This is a genomic window from Roseomonas sp. CCTCC AB2023176, from assembly GCF_042259275.1.
Lineage (GTDB): Bacteria > Pseudomonadota > Alphaproteobacteria > Acetobacterales > Acetobacteraceae > Roseomonas.
Genome location: NZ_CP170086.1, coordinates 2,722,755 through 2,741,196 on the forward strand (window position 1 = coordinate 2,722,755; position 18,442 = coordinate 2,741,196).

The 18,442-nt window shown below is 74.3% G+C and carries 15 protein-coding genes; 10 read left to right on the forward strand and 5 right to left on the reverse strand.

The window, feature by feature from the left end:
- The first annotated feature begins 23 nt into the window (after nt 1–23).
- From ACE7GA_RS13595 to ACE7GA_RS13605, 3 genes are all read left to right on the forward strand, one after another.
- Nucleotides 24–1,679, forward strand: coding sequence for an FAD-dependent monooxygenase (locus ACE7GA_RS13595; protein ID WP_376087251.1), 1,656 nt, complete (start codon nt 24–26; stop codon nt 1,677–1,679).
- An 81-nt stretch (nt 1,680–1,760) separates the two neighbouring features.
- Nucleotides 1,761–2,588 carry a hypothetical protein gene (locus ACE7GA_RS13600; RefSeq protein WP_376087253.1) on the forward strand — a complete coding sequence of 276 codons (828 nt, stop codon included), beginning with the start codon at nt 1,761–1,763 and terminating at the stop codon, nt 2,586–2,588.
- A gap of 64 nt (nt 2,589–2,652) precedes the next feature.
- On the forward strand, nt 2,653–4,071 hold the full coding sequence (locus ACE7GA_RS13605) for a hydrolase (RefSeq protein WP_376087255.1): 1,419 nt from the start codon (nt 2,653–2,655) through the stop codon (nt 4,069–4,071).
- 45 nt (nt 4,072–4,116) lie between these two features.
- On the opposite strand, the gene ACE7GA_RS13610 is transcribed toward ACE7GA_RS13605, so the two are convergent.
- Nucleotides 4,117–5,436, reverse strand: a complete 1,320-nt coding sequence (locus ACE7GA_RS13610) for an alkaline phosphatase (protein ID WP_376087257.1) — start codon at nt 5,434–5,436, stop codon at nt 4,117–4,119.
- Nucleotides 5,437–5,690: 254 nt separating this feature from the next.
- Between ACE7GA_RS13610 and ACE7GA_RS13615 the strand changes: the two genes are divergently transcribed.
- The 3 genes from ACE7GA_RS13615 (at nt 5,691) to ACE7GA_RS13625 (ending at nt 10,180) form a co-directional block, all read left to right on the forward strand.
- Nucleotides 5,691–7,025 (forward strand): dihydroorotase, encoded by a 1,335-nt coding sequence (locus tag ACE7GA_RS13615; protein ID WP_376087259.1) that lies wholly within the window; start codon nt 5,691–5,693, stop codon nt 7,023–7,025.
- Nucleotides 7,026–7,262: 237 nt separating this feature from the next.
- Nucleotides 7,263–8,711 (forward strand): PAS domain-containing protein, encoded by a 1,449-nt coding sequence (locus tag ACE7GA_RS13620; RefSeq protein WP_376087261.1) that lies wholly within the window; start codon nt 7,263–7,265, stop codon nt 8,709–8,711.
- The gene (locus tag ACE7GA_RS13625; RefSeq protein ID WP_376087263.1) at nt 8,618–10,180 is read left to right on the forward strand and encodes a sensor histidine kinase; all 1,563 of its coding nucleotides are present in this window, start codon (nt 8,618–8,620) and stop codon (nt 10,178–10,180) included. The genes ACE7GA_RS13620 and ACE7GA_RS13625 overlap by 94 nt, the downstream gene beginning before the upstream one ends.
- Nucleotides 10,181–10,288: 108 nt before the next feature.
- Here the strand turns inward: ACE7GA_RS13625 and ACE7GA_RS13630 are convergent, their stop codons facing one another.
- A complete protein-coding gene (locus tag ACE7GA_RS13630; RefSeq protein WP_376087265.1) occupies nt 10,289–10,636 on the reverse strand; it encodes a hypothetical protein in 348 nt (115 codons plus the stop codon).
- A gap of 439 nt (nt 10,637–11,075) precedes the next feature.
- Between ACE7GA_RS13630 and ACE7GA_RS13635 the strand changes: the two genes are divergently transcribed.
- From ACE7GA_RS13635 to ACE7GA_RS13650, 4 genes are all read left to right on the forward strand, one after another.
- Nucleotides 11,076–11,768: a tetratricopeptide repeat protein gene (locus ACE7GA_RS13635; protein WP_376087267.1), complete on the forward strand. Its 693-nt coding sequence runs from the start codon at nt 11,076–11,078 to the stop codon at nt 11,766–11,768.
- 8 nt (nt 11,769–11,776) lie between these two features.
- On the forward strand, nt 11,777–13,165 hold the full coding sequence (locus ACE7GA_RS13640) for a PQQ-binding-like beta-propeller repeat protein (protein ID WP_376087269.1): 1,389 nt from the start codon (nt 11,777–11,779) through the stop codon (nt 13,163–13,165).
- Between the two features lie 94 nt (nt 13,166–13,259).
- Entirely contained in the window at nt 13,260–14,600 is a 1,341-nt protein-coding gene (gene der / locus ACE7GA_RS13645) for a ribosome biogenesis GTPase Der (RefSeq protein WP_376087271.1), read from the forward strand.
- Nucleotides 14,601–14,643: 43 nt separating this feature from the next.
- The gene (locus ACE7GA_RS13650; RefSeq protein ID WP_376087273.1) at nt 14,644–15,534 is read left to right on the forward strand and encodes an FkbM family methyltransferase; all 891 of its coding nucleotides are present in this window, start codon (nt 14,644–14,646) and stop codon (nt 15,532–15,534) included.
- 59 nt (nt 15,535–15,593) lie between these two features.
- Here the strand turns inward: ACE7GA_RS13650 and ACE7GA_RS13655 are convergent, their stop codons facing one another.
- Genes ACE7GA_RS13655 through ACE7GA_RS13665 form a run of 3 tightly spaced genes read right to left on the reverse strand, consistent with a single transcriptional unit; the run spans nt 15,594 to nt 18,372 of the window.
- On the reverse strand, nt 15,594–16,346 hold the full coding sequence (locus tag ACE7GA_RS13655; RefSeq protein WP_376087275.1) for an SDR family NAD(P)-dependent oxidoreductase: 753 nt from the start codon (nt 16,344–16,346) through the stop codon (nt 15,594–15,596).
- A complete protein-coding gene (purF, locus tag ACE7GA_RS13660; RefSeq protein ID WP_376087277.1) occupies nt 16,343–17,806 on the reverse strand; it encodes an amidophosphoribosyltransferase in 1,464 nt (487 codons plus the stop codon). Before purF ends, ACE7GA_RS13655 begins: the two co-directional genes overlap by 4 nt.
- Entirely contained in the window at nt 17,803–18,372 is a 570-nt protein-coding gene (locus ACE7GA_RS13665) for a CvpA family protein (RefSeq protein ID WP_376087279.1), read from the reverse strand. The genes purF and ACE7GA_RS13665 overlap by 4 nt, the downstream gene beginning before the upstream one ends.
- Nucleotides 18,373–18,442 lie beyond the last annotated feature (70 nt).

Genomic DNA, 18,442 nt, shown 5'->3' on the forward strand with positions numbered 1-18,442 from the left:
GTCAGGACGCCAGGGAGGCGTGCGTGGCCCGGTTGCCCGTGCTGATCGTCGGCGGTGGGCCGGTGGGGCTGACGCTCGGGATCGAGCTCGCCCATCGCGGCGTCGCGTCCCTGCTGGTCGAGGAGCGGACGGGGCCGACGGAACACCCGAAGGCGACGCTGCTCGGCGCGCGGTCCATGGAGATCTTCCGCCGCCGCGGCCTGGACGAGGCGGTGTACGAGGCCTGCATCCGCCAGGCCGACGGCTACTACATCGTCTTCTGCGACCGGCTGGCCGGGCACGAGATCCACCGCTTCGAATCCCCGCCGAGCGAGAGGATCCGGGCGCGCGATCCCGCGACCGTCGCGCGCTTTCGCGAACTGGCCTGGAGCCCTTATGGAAAAACGCAGATCGGGCAGGCCGCGCTGGAACCCGTGCTGCTGGACCACGCGCGCCGCCTGCCGCCGCTGGAGATGCGGCACGGCACGCGCTTCGTGTCGCACGAGGACCGCGGCGACCACGTCCGCGCGGTGATCGAGGATGCGGCGACGGGTGCGCGGAGCGCCGTCGAGGCCGACTTCCTCGTCGCCTGCGACGGCGGCGGCAGCGGCATCCGCCGCGCGCTGGGCATCCGCATGTCCGGCCGCGGGCGGATGCGGAGCAACGTGTCCTTCCTCTTCCGCTCGCCGGGCTTCCTGGAGGCGCACGGGAAGGGGCTGGCGAACCTGTACTTCTGCTTCACGCCGGGCTGCTACGGCGTCTTCACGGCGGTCAACGGCCGGGACCTCTGGAACTACCAGTACTACTGGGCGGACCCGACGCGCGACGCGGCGCTGGATGACGTGGCGACGGTACTGCACCGCGCGATGGGCAAGCCCTTCGATTTCGAACTGCTGGCGACGACCCATTGGCACCACCACCAGAGCGTCGCGTCGCGCTGGCGGCAGGGGCGCGTCTTCCTGGCGGGCGATGCCGCGCACCTTTTCGTGCCGACGGGTGGCGTGGGAATGAACACGGGGATCGGGGACGCCGCCGACCTCGCCTGGAAGATCGCGGCAGCGCGGGCGGGCTGGGCGGGCCCGCACCTGCTCGACTGCTACGAGGCGGAGCGGAAGCCGGTCGCGGTGCGCAACTCCGTCGTCTCCGCCAACAACTCCGACCGCATCGACATGGTGATGGCGGAAACGCCCGACACGATCGGGGAGGACCCGGCGGCCCGCGCGGTGCTGCGGGGCAAGATCCGTTGGATGTCGAAGCAGTTCAATTCCGCCGGGCTGCACCTGGGATACCGCTACGCCGACAGCCCCATCGTCGTGCCGGACGGCACGCCGGAGCCGCCCGACGACCCCAATCAACTCGTGCCCTCCACCTGGCCGGGGATGCGCGCGCCGCACGCCTGGCTGCCGGACGGGCGCTCCACGCTGGACCTGCAGACCGACGGCTTCACCCTGATCCGCTGCGCGGAAGCCCCCGACGCGCCGGGACTGCGCGCCGCCTTCGCGGCGGCCGGCGTCCCGCTGGCCGAAGCACGCATCGGCGATCCCGCGGCGGCCGCGCTCTACGAACGCGCCCTCGTCCTGCTGCGCCCCGACGGCCACGTGGCCTGGCGCGGAAACGCCGATCCGGCCGACCCCGCCGCGGTGGTCGAGCGCCTGCGCGGCGCGGATGCCGCCGCCTTCCCGGCGGCGCTTGCGGCATGACGCCGGGCGGGACGACCTCGCGCCGTGACACGCACCCGGTCCAGACCCGTGCGCCGCGCTGGACCCGGAGGTAGCACCGGCTTGGAATACGCGCCCCGCGGCCTCCTCGGCGTCCTGACGCCACAGGCCAACACGACGGTCGAGCCCGAACTCCACGTCCTGCTCCCGCCCGGCGTCGCGATGATCAATGCGCGCCTCACCTCGCCGAAGGCGACGATCGTGGAACGGCTGCTGGACTACCTGCGGGACCTGGAAGGCGCGGCCACCCAGTTCGCCAACGCCCCGGTCGGCGCCCTCGCCTTCGCCTGCACCGGCGCCTCCTACTACGCGGGGCCGTCGGAGGAGGCCGCGATCGTCGCACGCATGGAAGCCGCGCGGGGCGTGCCGGTCATCACGGCCGGCCAGGCGGTCCGGGACGCGTTGCACGCCCTCTCCGCCCGCCGCATCGGCCTCGTCTCCCCCTATCCCGACGACCTGACCCGCGCCGGGATCGCCTACTGGCAGGCCCTGGGCTTCGAGGTCGCGCGGGTGTCAGGCTCGGCGCTGAAGGACGGCGTCTTCCACCCGATCTACGCCATGGACGGCCTCGGTGCGACCGCGGCTCTCGAGGACCTGGACCCGGACGGGCTGGACGCCATCGTGATGCTCGGCACGGGAATGCCGACGCTGCGCCCGATCCTGAAGCACGGGCGCCTCGGCGGGGCCCCGGTGCTCTCATGCATGCTCGCCCTGGCCTGGCGGAGCGTCGAGGCCCTCACGCAGGGCCAGGCCGATGCGCGGAGCCTGGAGGGCTGGCTCGGCGGGGCGGACTGGCGCGGACGCTGGGCCGCGCGCCAGCCCGGCGCTACGCCTTCGGACGCCCTGGCGCCGGACGCTTCGGCCCGCGCGGCCGCGGCGACGCATCCGTGATCGTGCGGCGCCGCGACGCGCGGCGCCCGACCCGGTACAGCCTGCCGAAGGGAGGAACCCCCGCTTGCCGCACCGACGCACCCTGCTTCGCCTGGTCCCCGGGGCCCTCGCCGCCGCCCCGCTGCTCGCGCCCGCGATCCTTCGCGCGCAAGGATCGCAGGCGCAAGGATCGCAGGCGCAAGGATCGCAGGCCCAGGGATCGCAGGCCCAGGGATCGCAGGCCCCGACGCCCCTCCTCCTGGTCCACGGCAACGGCGATCACGCCGCCCTCTGGATGACGACGATCTGGCGTTGGGAGAGCAATGGCTGGCCGCGCGACCGCCTGCGTGCGCTGGACTTCACCGACCCCCTCGCGCGCAACGACGACGCGGTGCCCCAGCCCCTGCGTTCGGGAACGGACGACGCACTGCGCGAACTGCGCGCCGAGATCGCCGCGCTCCGCGCCCGCACCGGCGCCGCGCGGATCGCGCTGATCGGCAATTCCCGCGGCGGCTACCCCATCCGCAACCACGTCGTCCTGAACGGCGGCGGCGCGGAGGTCTCGCACGGCGTGCTCTGCGGCACGCCCAACCGCGGCGTCTACGACTGGGAGTTCTCGCCGGGCGGCGAGTTCAACGGCCGCGGCCCCTTCCTCCGCCGCCTGAACGGCGGCGACACCGACGTAGTCCCCGGCACCGCCTTCCTCACGATCCGCTCCGATGGCAACGACGTCTACGCGCAGCCCGATGGCCGCTTCGTCGGCCGCCCCGGCACACCGACGGGCATCACGGCGGAAGGCCCGGAACTGCGCGGCGCGACGAACGTCGTCCTGCCCGGGATCGACCACCGCGAGACCGCCTATTCCGCCCGCGCCTTCCGCGAGATGTTCCGCTTCGTCGCGGGCCGCGAGCCCGACCGCCTCGACGTTACGCCGGAGGCGCGGGTCACCCTGAACGGACGCGTCACCGGCACTCCCGGCGGCGTGCAGACCAACCGCCCCGTCGCCGGCGCGACGGTCGAGGTCTTCCGCGTCGACCCCGCCACCGCCGCACGCACCGGCGAACCGCTCCACCGCCGCGTCACGGGCGAAGGCGGCGCCTGGGGCCCCGCAACCGTACCCCCGGACGCGTATCTGGAGATCGTGGTGACGGCCCCCGATCACCCCACGACGCACTTCTACCGCACGCCGTTCCCGCGCTCGTCGGAGGTCGTGAACCTCCGCCCCGCCGCCCCGCTCACGGACGCCGACCGTGCCGCCGGTGGCGTCATCCGCTTTACCCGCCCCCGTGGCTATTTCGGCCTGCCGCGCGACGTCGTGCTGCTGGACGGCCGCGAACCGACCGACGTCCCCCGCGGCGTCGCCGCTGGCGCGACGACGGTGCTGCGCCTGCCCACTGCCGAACTCGGCCGCCCCGTCGCCGGCATCTTCAACCTCGAACGCCTGGTCTCCCGCGCCTGGCCGGCGGCGGAGGGAAGGGTGACCGTCGCCGAACTGACGTGGTGAGGCAGTCGCGGGGCGGCATCGCGGCCGCCCCGCCCCCGTGCCACGTCAGTTCGACACCTCCCCGAACAGCGTCCGGTGCATGATCCGGTAGACGTCCACGTTGTCCATCGTGCCCTGGATGAACTCGCTGTTCAGCCCGACCCCGCGAACGAGGATGCCGCCCGAGACGTCCGTCAGCGTGGCCCAGGCGACCGCGAAGGGATGGCGCGCGCCGTTCCGGTCGGGGGCCGAGAGGAAGGCCTGCCCGCCCGTGCCGGTCTGCCCGTCGAGCGGCGCACCGTTGCGGTCGCGCTCCGGCAGCGCCTGCCCAGCGCGGATGACGGTCTGCCCGGCGCCCGGGCCGATCACCTGCATCCCGCCCGCGTCGGAGTCGGCCGTCGTCAGCATCAGCGTCCGCGGATTGGCCTCGACGAAGCGGCGGAACACGCCGATCGCCTCGTCCGCGCGGCGCCCTGCCTCCAGCACGCCCGCGGCATTGTTGGCGTTGCCGAAATTGTCCGTGCCCTCCTCCTCCGCGACGAGGAAGAAGCCGGCCGGCGCGCGGGAGAGGATGCGCAGCGCGAGCTCCGACATCTCGGCCACCGTCGGCGCGGTCGGGACGTAGAGCGGGCGGTTGTCGCGCGCCAGCTCCTCCTCCGCACGGTCGTGGAAGGTGTGGTCGCTCGCGAAGATGCCCCACACGCGGTCGGCGTCGGCGGGCAGCGCCATCATCTCGTCCCGCGTGAAGACGACGCGGTAGCCCTTCGCGCGCAGTTCCTCGATCAGGTTGCGGCCGTCGGTCCGCGCCCCCTCGCCGTGGCGTCCCTGCACGCCGCGCGGCAGGTACCAGCGCTCGCCGCCCGCGAGGTGCACCTGCACGCCGCTCTCCGCCACGAGCCGCGTGATCTCCTCGAGCGAGCTGCGCCGCTCGGTCGAGGCGACGAAGACCGCCGTCCCCGGCTCGTAGGCCGCGCCGGAATTGACGAGGCCGACGGCCCGGCCCCGCCGCATCGCCTCCTGCATGAGCGAGCCCTGGTGGCCCCCGAGGGCGCGGATCGGCGTGCTGCCGTCGAGGCCGAAGGAATCCGCCTGCACGCGCACGCCGTAGGCATGCACCGTCGCGCCGCCATGCGACGTGCCGGTCAGCCCGTCCTTCATGTGGCCGAGATAGACGGCGGTCGCCGGCAGCCGGTCCCAGTTCAGGCGCCCGTCGGGCCCGACGGAGTGCATCCGGACCGCGCCCCAGTGGTTCACGCCGAGCCCGTCGGGATGGAAGAAGATGACGTTGCCCGTGTTCGCGGCGGCCGGCGCCGCCGGCGCCTGGGCGAGGGCCAGGCCCGGCAGGAGCGCCGCGGCGGCCGCCGCGGCAAGGAAGGTACGTCGCATCTGATCCCCCGATGATCGTCCCGGGCCGTCGGCCCGCGCCGGCGCGCATCTGGGGGCAGGACGGGTTCCCGTCCGTTACAGATGGATGAAATGTGACGCTGCGTTCATCTTGCCGATTGGCCGGCGCGGCCACCGCTCCGCGCCAACACCTGTCCCGGCGCCGGCGCCGGCGCGCCGCGGCGGCGGCCGCCCGTCTGGACAAGCGCCGCACGCCCCGGCACGGGAGGAGGGTTCGCTCGCCGGAGGCCCCGCCCATGCCCCATCACGACCTCATCCTCCGCGGCGGCACCCTCGTCCTGCCCTGGGGCATCGAACAGGCGGACGTCGCCGCGAAGGACGGCCGGATCTCCGGCATCGGCAACCTCCGCACGCACGAGGCCGCCGAGGTCGTGGACTGCACCGGCCTCCACGTCCTCCCCGGCCTGACCGACCCCCACGTCCACCTGCGCGAGCCCGGCGATCCCAACGTCGAGACCATCGCGACGGGCACGAAGGGCGCCCTCCTCGGCGGCCTCACCGCCGTCTACGACATGCCGAACACCGCGCCCTCCGTCACGACGCGGGACATGCTGGACTGGAAGCGCGACCGCGTGTCGGAGGTCGCATGGACCGACATGGGCCTCTACGTCGGCGCCGCGCGGTCCAACGTGAACGAACTCGGCACCCTCGAACGCGAACCGAACGTCTGCGCCGTAAAGGTCTTCGCAGGCTCCTCCACCGGCGACCTGATGATCGAGGACGACGAGACGCTGGAACGCGTCATGCGCGGCGGCCGCCGCCGCATCGCCTACCATTCGGAGGATGAGTACCGCCTGCAGGAACGCAAGCCCGCCTTCGCCGCCGGCGGGCCCTACCGCCTGCACGCCGAATGGCGCGACGTCGAATGTGCCTTCCTCGGAACGCGCCGCCTCATGGCGCTGGCCCGCAAGACCGGTCGCCCCGCGCATATCCTCCACGTCTCGACGGCGGAGGAACTGGAATACCTCGCCGGCTTCCGCGACGTCGCGACCTGCGAGGTGCTGCTGAACCACCTGACGCAGTGGTCGCCCGACGCCTACGACGCGCTCGGCGCCTACGCCGTGATGAACCCGCCGATCCGCGACCGCCGCCACTACGACGCGGCCTGGGCCGCGATCGCCGATGGCACGGTGGACACGGTCGGCTCCGACCACGCGCCGCACAGCAAGGAGGCGAAGGAACGCCCCTGGCCTGCCACCGCCGCTGGCCTGACGGGTACCCAGACCATCGTGCCGATGATGCTGGACCACGTCTCCGCCGGACGCCTGTCGCTGTCGCGCCTCGTCGACCTCATGGCCGCCGGCCCCGCGCGCGTCTACGGCGCCGTCGGCAAGGGCCGCCTCGCCGCGGGCTACGACGCCGACCTCACCGTCGTGGACATGAAGGCCACCCGCACCATCGAGGCCTCCTGGCTCACCACCCCGTGCGGCTGGAACCCCTTCATCGGCCACCGCTGCACCGGCTGGCCCGCGATGACCGTCCTGCGCGGCGCCGTCGCGATGCGGGAGGACGCGGTGCAGGGCGCCCCCCGCGGTCGCCCCGTCCGCTTCGCCGACACGCGGCGGGACTAGGCCCGGCGCGTCGCGCCCCGGTCCCGCCGCCCCGGTCCCGCCGCCCCGGTCCCGCCGCCCCGGTCCCGCCGCCCCGGTCCCGTCGCGTCAGTCCCGCCGCGTTGGTCCTTCCCCATTCGGCCCGGCCGCGACTTGCCCTATGGTGGATCGTCAGGCCAACCGGGGCCCCGGGAGGTGCGATGCCACGCCGGAGGGGACGCGGATGAGCCGACACGCCCCGGCGCAGCGGATCCCGCCATGACGGCCCGCCCGCACGACCCCCGCGCCTTCCTCTCCGGCGGCGGCGATGTCGGCGCGATCCTCCGCGCCCGGGACTGGTCCGCCTCCCCGCTGGGCGCGCCGGAGACCTGGCCGACCGCCCTCCGGATCACGCTCCGCACGGTCCTCATCACCGGACACCCCGCCTTCCTCTTCTGGGGTCCCGACCACCTCTGCTTCTGCAACGACGCCTGCCGCGCCTCGCTCGGGTCGGAGGATCACCCTGCCATCCTCGGCATGCCCGGACGCAACGCCTGGCCGGAGGCCTGGGCCGTCATCGGCCCGCAGGTCGCCGCCGTCATGTCCGGCGGTCCCGCGACCTGGCACGAGGACCAGCCCCTCCCCATCCGGCGCCACGGCGCGATCGAGGAGGTGCACTGGACCTACTCCTGCAGCCCCGTCCACGACGACGCGGCGCCAGACGGGATCGGCGGCGTGCTCATCCTCTGCCGCGAGACGACGGCCCGGGTGCGGGCGGAACGGCGGCAGGACACGGCCGACCGCCTCCTCTCCCTCCTCGAGCAGGCGCCGGGCTTCTTCTGCGTCCTGCGCGGCCCGGAGCACCGCTTCGAACTCGTGAACGCCGCGCACCGCGCCCTCATGGGCGGCCGCGACCTGACCGGCCTGACGGTGCGCGACGCCCTGCCCCACCTCGCGGCGGAAGGATACCTGGACCTGCTGGCCTGGGTGCACCGCACCGGCGATCCCTATGTCGGCCGGGCGCAGCCCGCGACCCTGCCGGGCCCGGACGGGGCGCTGCGCACCCGCTACGTGGACTTCGTCTACCAGCCGATCCGCGACCCCGACGGCACGGTCACCGGCATCCTCTGCGAGGGCACGGACGTGACCGAGGGCGTCCTCGCGCAGGCGACGCTGCGGGAGGGGGAGGCGCTGCAGCGCATGCTCGTCGCCCTCGGCGATCGCCTGCGGCCGGTGGACGACGCCTACGGCATCATGGCCGGCGCGGCGGAGGTCCTGGGCACCGCCCTCGCCGCAGACCGCGTCGGCTACGCCGAGGTCGAGGAGGACGGCACCGCCGCCGTCTACCGCGAATGGAACCCGGGCGGCCTGCCGAGCCTCGTCGGCCGGCACCGCCTTGACGCCTTCGGCGCCGCGCGGCTGGCCGCCTTCCGGGCCGGCCGGCCCGACGCGATCGGCGACATCGCGGCCGATCCGCGCCTCTCGCCGGCGGAGGTCGAGGCCTTCCGGCAAGCCGGCATCGCGGCCGTCGTGGTGGTCCCGCTCGTCAAGGCCGGCCGCCTCTCCGCGCTGCTCTTCGTGCACGCCGCCGCGCCCGCCCCTGGACGCCGGCCGAGCGGCGCGCCGTGGAGGAAGTGGCGCAGCGCACCTGGGACGCCGTCGAGCGCGCCCGGGCCGAGGCCGGGGCCCGCGCCGCCGAGCGTCGCCGCGCCCTCCTCGCCCGCCTGACCGAGGCGATCCGCGACGCGGCCGACCCCGCCTCCGTCGCGCAGGCCGCGGCCGCCCTCCTCGGCGGCGCGCTCCGCGTCGACCGCGCCGGCTACGGCACGGTGGACCATGAGGCGGAGACGCTGACGATCGAGCGCGACTGGACCGCACCGGGCGTCGAATCCCTCGCCGGGTCCCACCGTTTCCGCGACTACGGCACCTTCGTCGAGGACCTGAAGCGCGGTGCCGTCGTGACCGTCGGCGACGTCGAACGCGACCCGCGCACGGCCGACCAGGGCGCCGCCCTGATCGCCCGCGCCGCCCGGTCCTTCATCAACGTGCCGGTGGTCGAAGGCGGCCGGCTCGTCGCGATGTTCTTCCTGAACGACGCCGCGCCGCGCCAATGGTCGCCGGAAGACCTGGCGCTGGTACGCGAGTTCGCCGAACGCACCCGCACCGCCACGGAACGGCTCCGCGGCGTCACCGCGCTGGCGCGGAGCGAGGAACGCCTGCGCCTCGCCCTCGCCACCGCCGGCAATATCGGCGTCTGGGACTACGACGTGCCGGGGGCCCGCATCGTCGCCGACGCGACCCTCGCGGGGATCTACGGCCTGGACCCCGAGCGCGCCGCCGCCGGCCTGCCGGTCGGGGAGGTCGCGGCGCGGCTGCACCCCGACGATCGCTCGCGCGGCGTGGCCGAGCTCCGCGCCCTGCTCGCCCAGCCGCACGGCACGCCTACCGCGTCGGAATACCGCGTGCTGGACGGCGACGGGCGCGTCCGCTGGGTGTCCGTGCGCGCCCGCCGCCACGACGACGCATCGGGCCGCCCGCTGCGCCTCCTCGGCGTCGTCGTGGACATCACCGAGCGCCGCGCGGCGGAGGAACGCCAGTGGCTGCTGATGCGGGAGGTGGACCACCGCTCGAAGAACGCGCTGGCCGTGGTGCAGGCGACGCTGCGGCTGACGCGGGCGGGCGACCTGCCGGGCTTCGTGCGCGCCGTCGAAGGGCGCGTCGGCGCGCTCGCGCGCGCGCAGACGCTGCTGGCCGAGGACCGCTGGGCCGGCGCCGACCTCCGCGCCCTGCTGGAAGGCGAGCTCGCTCCCTTCCTCTCCCGCGGCGCCGCGCGCGTGACGCTGTCTGGGGATAGGGTGGCGCTCCCCGCCGGCGCCGCGCAGCCGCTCGCCATGGCGGTGCACGAACTCGCCACGAACGCGGTGAAGTACGGCGCCCTCTCCGCCCCCGGCGGGCACGTCGCCATCACCTGGTCGTTGCGGGACGGGACGCTGCGCCTGGCCTGGACGGAGACGGGCGGGCCGCCTCTCGCCGCCCCGCCCGCACGCCGCGGCTTCGGCTCCCGCGTGCTGGAAGGCACCGTCACGTCGCAACTCGGCGGCACGGTGGAACAGGACTGGCGACCGGAAGGCCTGGCCTGCACCATCGCCTTCCCGTTGATCCGCCCCCGCGCCGCGGTGCCGCCGATCCGGGCATGATGTCGTCTGGCGGTTGCGCGGGTTGCCTTGGAGAGAGGGCTCCGCCGTTCCTCCGGGGCCACCCATCCCAACACCCCCGGACGAGACCACCCCCGAACCCGGCCGGCCTCAGAACAGCCGCGCCGGCCAGGGCTCCGGCGTGGCACCCGGGGCGGCGTCGGCCACCGGGCGCGGGGGCGGCAAGCCCGGCACCGGGCCGTTCCAGCAATCCACGCCGCCCAGGCTGCGCGTGCAGAAAGGCTGCACGACGGCGACCGCCTCCGGCCGGCAATAGCGCTCCCCCGCATCGAGGTAGGCGATGGAGCAGTCCCGCCCCGTGACGCCGGAGACCAGCAGGTCCGGCACCGCCCGCCCCGTGACCATGAGCGAGACGGCGTTCACCGCGACCGCCGGCCCAAGCGCGGCCTCGCAGCCCGGCAGCAGGACGACGAGCAGGAGGGGCACGGCGGCGCGCATGGGCCATTCCACCCCGGTCGCCTTAACGGGGCGTGACCGCATCGGTCGAACGCTTCGAGCGTTGCGCGGCCCGGGGACTCCGGCGGCCGCGCCGCCGGAGTCCCGGCACGGGGCGCACGCGCCGGTCCCCGCGTCAGGCGTCTCCGGGCCGAAGGCGGAAGGACGGGGTCGGGAGTGGTGACGCCGCCGGGGATCCCCGCGCCGCGGCCGACCGGGCGGCCACCCTTCCCGGAACTCCCTCCGGAACGTCTCGCGAAACACCGGGCGGGCGCCGGTTTCCGCGGGTCCCGCACCCCTCGCACCCCCTTTCGCGCCCGCCCGCACCGGCCCGGGCAGGCGCACGGCTTAACGAACCGCCATGCCGCCGCTATAGGACGCCGCTTCATGGTCCCCGGCCCCGCCTCGCGCGGGTGGCCCCGGGGGAACGGGGAAGGACCGCTTGTCCGATATTCTCGACGAGGCGCGGGAGGAACTGCGCGCCGAGCGCGCTCGGAAGATGTGGGCGCGCTACGGCGGCCTCCTCGCCGGGATCGCCGTGGTCGTCCTGCTCGGCGTCGGCGGCTTCCAGGCCTGGCGCTGGAACGAGAACCGCAAGGCAGAGGGCGTGGCGACCGCCTTCCTGGAGGCGCACCGCTCCACCGAGGCCCTCGTCGGCGCCGCGCCCGACGCCCTCTCGGCCGCCGCCGCCCGCTTCACCGGCATCGCCGACGGCTCCCCGGTCGGCTACCGCACCCTCGCCCGCCTGCGCGCCGCGGCCCTGCGGTCGGAGGCCGGCGACCTCGACGGTGCCCTGGCCGACTGGGACCGGATCGCCGGCGACCGCGAGGCCGACGGGCTCTACCGCGACCTCGCGAACCTCCTCTGGGTCCTGCACGGCCTGGACCGGACCGACCCCGCCCGCCTGACCGCCCGGATCGAGCCCCTGACCGCCGAGGGCAGCGCCTGGCGCGCCTCGGCCCGCGAGGTCTCGGCCCTCGTCGCCATGCGCCGCGGCGACCCGGAGGCCGCGCGGCGCACGCTCCAGACGCTCGTGGCCGATGCGGACGCCCCCCAGGGCATCCGGGACCGTGCCGGGCGCCTGCTGGCGCAACTGCCGCCGGCCCCCACCCCTCCTGCCACGCCGCAAGGCTGAGGCCCCGCATGAGCGACGCGACCCCACCCCTCACCGCGGCGCGGCGGGTACCCTCCGGCGCCGCCACGCGGCGGACGCTGCTCCTCGGCGGCGCCGGTCTCGCGCTCGCGGGCTGCGAGACGATCGACAGCATCTTCGGCGAGAGCAAGAAGCCCCTGCCGGGCGATCGGCAATCCGTCCTCCAGGCCGCCGGAAACATCTCCGCCGACCCCGCGGCCGCCAGCCGCCCGGTGACCCTGCCCGCCCCGGCCAATCCGGCCGAATGGCCCCAGGCCGGCGGCAACCTCGCCCATAACCCCGGCCACGTCGCGACGGGCGGCAGCCTCCGCGAAGCCTGGCGCAGCAGCATCGGCGACGGCTCCGGCTACCGCCAGCGCATCACCGCCGGCCCGATCGCGACGGCCGACACGGTCTTCACCGCCGACGCCTTCGCCGAGGTCTCGGCCTTCGACCTCGCCCGCGGCGGCCGCCGCTGGCGCGTGGACAGCAAGCCCCCGCGGGAAAGCGCGGGCGTCGCCGGTGCGGGCCTCGCCTTCGACGGTGGCGTCCTCTACGCCGCGACCGGGGCGGCCGAGGTCCTGGCGATGGATCCCTCCACCGGCGAGGTCCGCTGGCGTGCCCGCACCCCCGCCCCCGCGCGCGGCGCGCCGACCGTCGCCGGCGGCCGGATCTTCGTCACGACGCTGGAAAACCATCTCCTCGCCCTCTCGACCGAGGACGGGCGGACCCTCTGGACCTACCGGGGCCAGCAGGTGCTCGCGATCCCGCTCGGCCTGCCCTCTGCCGCGGTGGTGGGGGAGACGGTGGTGGCCGGCTTCCCCTCCGGCGAGCTCGTCGCCCTCCGCGCCGCCGACGGGCGGGTGCAGTGGAGCGAGGGCGTCTCCGGCGGTCCGGGTTCACGCCGCGGCGGCATCGCCGAACTCGGCGGCATCACCGGCCTGCCGGTGGTCGCGGAGGAACGCGTCATCGCGACGGGCATGGGCGGCACGATCCTCTCCGTGGACCTCCGCTCCGGCCGCCGCCTGTGGGAACGGGACGTCGGCAGCGCCACCACCCCCGCCGTCGCCGGCGACTGGGTTTTCCTGACGAGCACGGGGGGCGAGCTCGTCGCCCTCTCCCGCCTCGACGGCCGCATCCGTTGGGTCTCCGCCCTCGACAACCGCCCGGAGAACCGTCGCCGGCGCGACCCCGCCACCTTCGGCCCCCCGATGCTCGCGGGCGGCCAGATCTTGGTGCCCTCCTCCCTCGGCGAGATCGTCGTCGCCGATCCGGCGGAGGGGGCCGTCACGGCCCGGATCCGCACGGCGGGCCCCGCGACGCTCCCGATGGCCGCGGTGAACGGGACGATCCTCGCTATTACCGACGACGGGTCGCTGACGGCGTTCCGGGGCGCTTGAACCCGACTGCGCCGGCGGATCGCCCCGCCGCCCCGTCGCGCAGGGACCGGTTCGGGTTGACCCGGCGCGCCGCGTCGTGTCCACCCACCCCCGAATGCTCCCTCGCATCGCCATCATGGGCCGGCCGAACGTCGGCAAGTCCACGCTCTTCAACCGCCTCGCCGGCCGGCGGCTGGCGATCGTGGACGACACGCCCGGCGTCACCCGCGACCGGAAGGAGGTCGTGGCCCGCGTCGCCGGCCGCGATGTCCTGCTGGCCGACACCGCAGGCATCGAGGAAGCGGCACCCGACACCATTCCCGGCCGTATGCGCGCCTCGAGCGAGGCGGCCCTCAAGGGCTCCGACCTCGTCCTCTTCGTCGTGGACGTCCGCGCCGGCCTGACCCCCTCCGACCGCTCCTTCGCCACCTGGCTGCGCCGGCAGGGCAAGCCGGTGATCCTGCTGGCGAACAAGGCGGAGGGGCGCCAGGGTTCCGCGAACGCGCTGGAGGCCTACGAACTTGGCCTCGGCGAACCCCTGGTCGTCTCCGCCGAGCACGGCGACGGCATGGGCGAACTGCACGACGCCATCCGCGACGCGCTGCCGCCCGAGCCGGAGGAGGAAGACGACGAGGATCCCGACCGCCCCCTCCGCCTCGCGATCGTCGGCCGCCCCAATGCCGGCAAGTCCACGCTCCTCAACGCCCTTCTGGGCGAGGAGCGGATGATCACGGGCCCCGAGCCCGGCCTGACACGCGACTCCGTCGCCGTCGAATGGACCGACGAGACGGGTGGCAAGGTCCGGCTCGTGGACACTGCGGGCCTGCGCAAGAAGGCCCGCATCACCGAGGCGCTGGAGCAGATGTCCACCGCCGCCACCATCGCCGCCCTGAAGGAATGCGAGGTCGCGATCCTCGTGCTCGACGCCCTCCTCGGCATGGACGAGCAGGACCTGCGCATCGCGCGCCTCGCGGAGCGCGAGGGCCGCGGCGTCGTCATCGCGCTCAACAAGTGGGACGCGGTGGAAGACCGCGCCATCGCCCGCAAGCGGCTGGACGACGTCCTGACCGCCTCCCTCGCGCAGCTCAGGGGCCTGCCCGTCGTGCCGATCTCCGCCGCCAACGGCCGCGGCGTGGACAAGCTCATGCCCGCGGTGCGCGAGGCCTATGCCCTCTGGAACCGCCGCATCCCAACGGGCGAACTGAACCGCTGGTTCGAGGCCGCGATCAGCCGCCACGCCCCGCCGCTGGTGGAGGGCAAGCGGTTGAAGATGCGCTACGCCACCATGCCGAAGGCCCGCCCGCCGACCCTCGCCATCTTCGGCACGCGCGCCAACCTGATGCCCGAGGACTACCGCCGCTACCTCGTCAATTCCTTCCGCGAGGCATTCGACATGCCCGGCGTGCCGATCCGCGTGAACGCCCGCGGCACCGACAACCCCTTCGGCACCGAATGACGGCCGCGCGCCCCGTCCCACCGCTCGCGCCGGGGGCGGGGCGATGAGCCTGTTCCGGTCGTCGCGGCAGCCCTCCCCATTGCCGCCGGCGCCGCCGGCGTCACCCTCCGCCCCGCTCTTCGACCTGGCGAACCTCCGCACCCGGACGCGCGCGGAGAACGAATCCTGGATGCGCGCGCTCGCAAGCCCGGTCTTCGTCGCGCAGGCCACCGCGCTCTGCCGCATCCTCGGCCGCTACAAGGCCTACGTGGACACGCGCGACGCCGGGCTGTCCGCCCACCTCCTCCTCGACGGCTACTGGGAGATGTGGGTGACGGAAGCGATGGCCTCCGCCGTCCGCCCCGGAATGCACGCCGTGGATTGCGGCGCGAATGTCGGCTACTACACGCTCCTGCTCGCCGACCTCGTCGGCGCCGCCGGGCGGGTCACGGCGGTCGAGCCAAACGCCCGCATGGTCGGGCTGCTCCGCCGCTCCCTCCTCGCCAACGGCTTCGGCTCCCGCGTCACCCTCTGCGACCGCCCGGCCTATGGCCGCAGCGACGTTTCGATGGTGCTGGACGTGCCGGAGGACCATCCGCAGAACGCGACGCTCCGCGCGCCTGGCGAGGGACGCGAGCGCACGCTGAGCACGATCACCCTGGACGACCTCGTCGGCGATGCGCCGGTGGATTTCGTCAAGATCGACGTGGAGGGCGCGGAGGAGCAGGTCTGGGCGGGCATGGCGGGCATCCTGCGCCGCGGCGCGCCGCTCACGGTGTACCTCGAGTTCAACGCGCACCGCTACGACGCGCCCGAGCGGTTCCTGGACGAGGTGCTGAGCCACGGCTTCACGGTCGCGAGCATCGACGCCGAGCGTGGTGTCCTGCCCGTCACGCCGGAGGCGATCCTCGCGCGCGAGAGCCGCGAGGACTGGATGCTGGTGCTGACGCGGTAGCGGGCGGCCGGGGGTCGCGTCGGTCACTCCGGGAGGCTCTGCTTCCCGGGCCACCCGCGTCACCCCAGCCGCACGACTTCCCCATGCCGCGTCTCCTCCGGCCGGCAAAGCGCGGCAATCGCCGGCGCGACGTCGGCCGGTTGCGGCAGCGTGGACGGATCCTCGCCCGGCATGGCCGCGGAGCGCATGCGCGTCGCGACGACCCCAGGGTCCAGCAGGTTCACCCGCAGCGGCGTCCCCGCCACCTCCAGCGCCCAGGTCGCGACGAGGTGCTCCATCCCCGCCTTCGTCGCGCCGTAGGCCCCCCAATAGGCCTTCGGTCGTAGGACGCGCCCCGTGGTCAGGATCACGGCCCGCCCCGCGTCGGAGGCGCGCAGCGGCGGGTCCAGCGTGCGGATCAGCCGGTAGGTCGCGGTCATGTTCACCGACACGACCTCCGCCCAGTCCTTCGGCGCGACGTGGCCGACCGGCGTCAGCGTCCCCAGCGCGCCGGCGGCATGCACGAGGATGTCGAGCCGCCCGAAGCGCTCGACGACCGAAGGCCCGATCGGGTCCATCTTGTCGGCGTCGCGCGCGAGGTCGAAGGGCAGCAGCGTCGCCGCCCCGCCGGCGGCGCGGATCGCGTCGTCCGTCTCCTCCAGCCCGCCCTGCGAGCGCGCCGTCGCCACGACATGCGCGCCGAGGCGGGCGAGTTCCACCGCCACCGCCTGCCCGATCCCGCGCGACGCGCCGGTCACGAAGGCAACGCGCCCCGCGAGCGGCCGCATCTCGGCCGGTGCGCCGTGTTCCGCCACGCGCAGGCCGGCGCTCATGCCCCGTTCAGCGCCAGCAACTCGCGCTTGCGCTCGGGGTGGCCGAGCAGGTCCGTCAGCGGGATCGCGTAGTCCCCCGTGAAGCAGGCGTCGCAGTAGCCCGGGTTCGCCGCGTCGCGCCCCGGCCGCCCGAGCGCCCGGTACAGCCCGTCGAGCGAGATGAACGCGAGGCTATCCGCCCCGATGATCCGCGCCATCTCCGCCACGTCGTGCTGCGACGCCAGCAGCTTCTCCCGCTCCGGCGTGTCGATGCCGTAGAAGCAGGAATGGGTCGTGGGCGGGGAGGAGACGCGCATGTGCACCTCGCGCGCGCCGGCGGCGCGGACCATCTCGACGATCTTCTTGGATGTCGTGCCGCGGACGATGGAATCGTCCACCAGCACGACCCGCCGCCCCTCGATCACCGCGCGGTTGGCCGAGTGCTTCAGTTTCACGCCGAGGTGCCGGATCTGGTCCGTCGGCTCGATGAAGGTGCGGCCGACATAGTGGTTGCGGATGATGCCGAGTTCGTAGGGAACCCCGGCCTCCTGCGCGAAGCCCATGGCCGCCGGTACGCCCGAATCCGGCACCGGCACGATCACGTCGGCGGAAATACCGCTCTCCCGCGCCAGTTCCGCGCCGATGCGCTTGCGCGTGCCGTAGACCGGCGTGCCCTCCACGACCGAATCGGGGCGCGCGAAGTAGATATATTCGAAGATGCAGAAGCGCCGCTGCGTCGCGCCGAAGGGCTTGACCGACTGGACGCCCGCGTCGGTGATGATGACGATCTCGCCGGGGTCCACGTCGCGCACGAAATCGGCGCCGACGATATCGAGCGCGCAGGTCTCGCTCGCCAGCACCCAGGATTCGCCGAGCCGCCCGAGCACCAGGGGACGCACGCCCAGCGGGTCCCGCGCCCCGATCAGCGCGCCGTCGTGCAGGGCCACGAGCGAATAGGCCCCGTCCACCTGCTTCAGCGCGTCGATCAGCCGGTCCAGCACGGAGGAATACAGCGAGATCGCGATGAGGTGGACGAAGACCTCCGAATCCGTGGACGATTGGAACAGGCAGCCCCGCCGCACGAGGGTCCGCCGCAGCTCCCCCGCATTCGTCAGGTTGCCGTTATGGGCGACCGCCAGCCCCCCGAAGGCGAAGTCGGCATAGAGCGGCTGCACGTTGCGCAGCGCCGTCTCGCCCGTCGTGGCGTAGCGGTTGTGACCGACGGCCGCATCGCCGCGCAGCCCCGCCATGACCTTCGCGTCGCCGAAGATGTCGCCGACCAGGCCCAGGCCCTTGTGGGCGTGGAAGCCGGAATCCGGCGACCGGGCGACGATCCCCGACGCCTCCTGCCCCCGGTGCTGCAGCGCGTGCAGGCCGAGCGCCGTGATGGCGGCGGCGTCGGGATGGTCCCAGACGCCGAAGACGCCGCATTCCTCGTGGAACGCGTCGTCCTCCGTGCGGGGGCGGTCGGTGATGCTCATGGCTCAGGTCCGGTTGCGCGCGGGGGGCGCAGCAACTCATCGGCGGAAGGGGCGCGCGTGGTCGGCGGATCCGGCAGGCGCGGGCGGTATTCGGGCGGCAGCTTCTCCACGACCCAGGCCGCGCCGTCCGCGACCGCGGGCAGGCTGCGCGCCTGCCGCACCGGGTCGGGCCAGCGCTCCGTCGCCGGAAGGAACGCACCCGCCGCGATATAGGCGAGCAGGACGAGGAATGCACCGCGCGCCAGTCCGAACAGCACCCCCAGCGCCCGGTCCACGCCGCCGAGGACGGAGGCATGCACGGCCTTGGCGATCAGCGCGATGATGATCTTCAATACGATCAGCGTGACGACGAAGACCAGCGCCAGCCCCGCGACGTCCGCCAGCCAGGGCGTGGTCGGGAAGATGTTGGTGAAGAACGAACGGCTCCAGGGCTGCAGCGCGACCGCCAGCACCACCGCGCCGACCCAGGCGCCGATGGACAGCAGCTCCCGCACGAGCCCGCGGAAATAGGCGACGATGCCCGAGACGGCGATCACCGCGAGGACGATGGCATCAACCCAGGTCATCGGGGGCGGGGTATAGTGGGGGGCGGCCCCGCCGTCATCCGCGCCGCAAGCGGGTCAGGCAGGCCCGGCG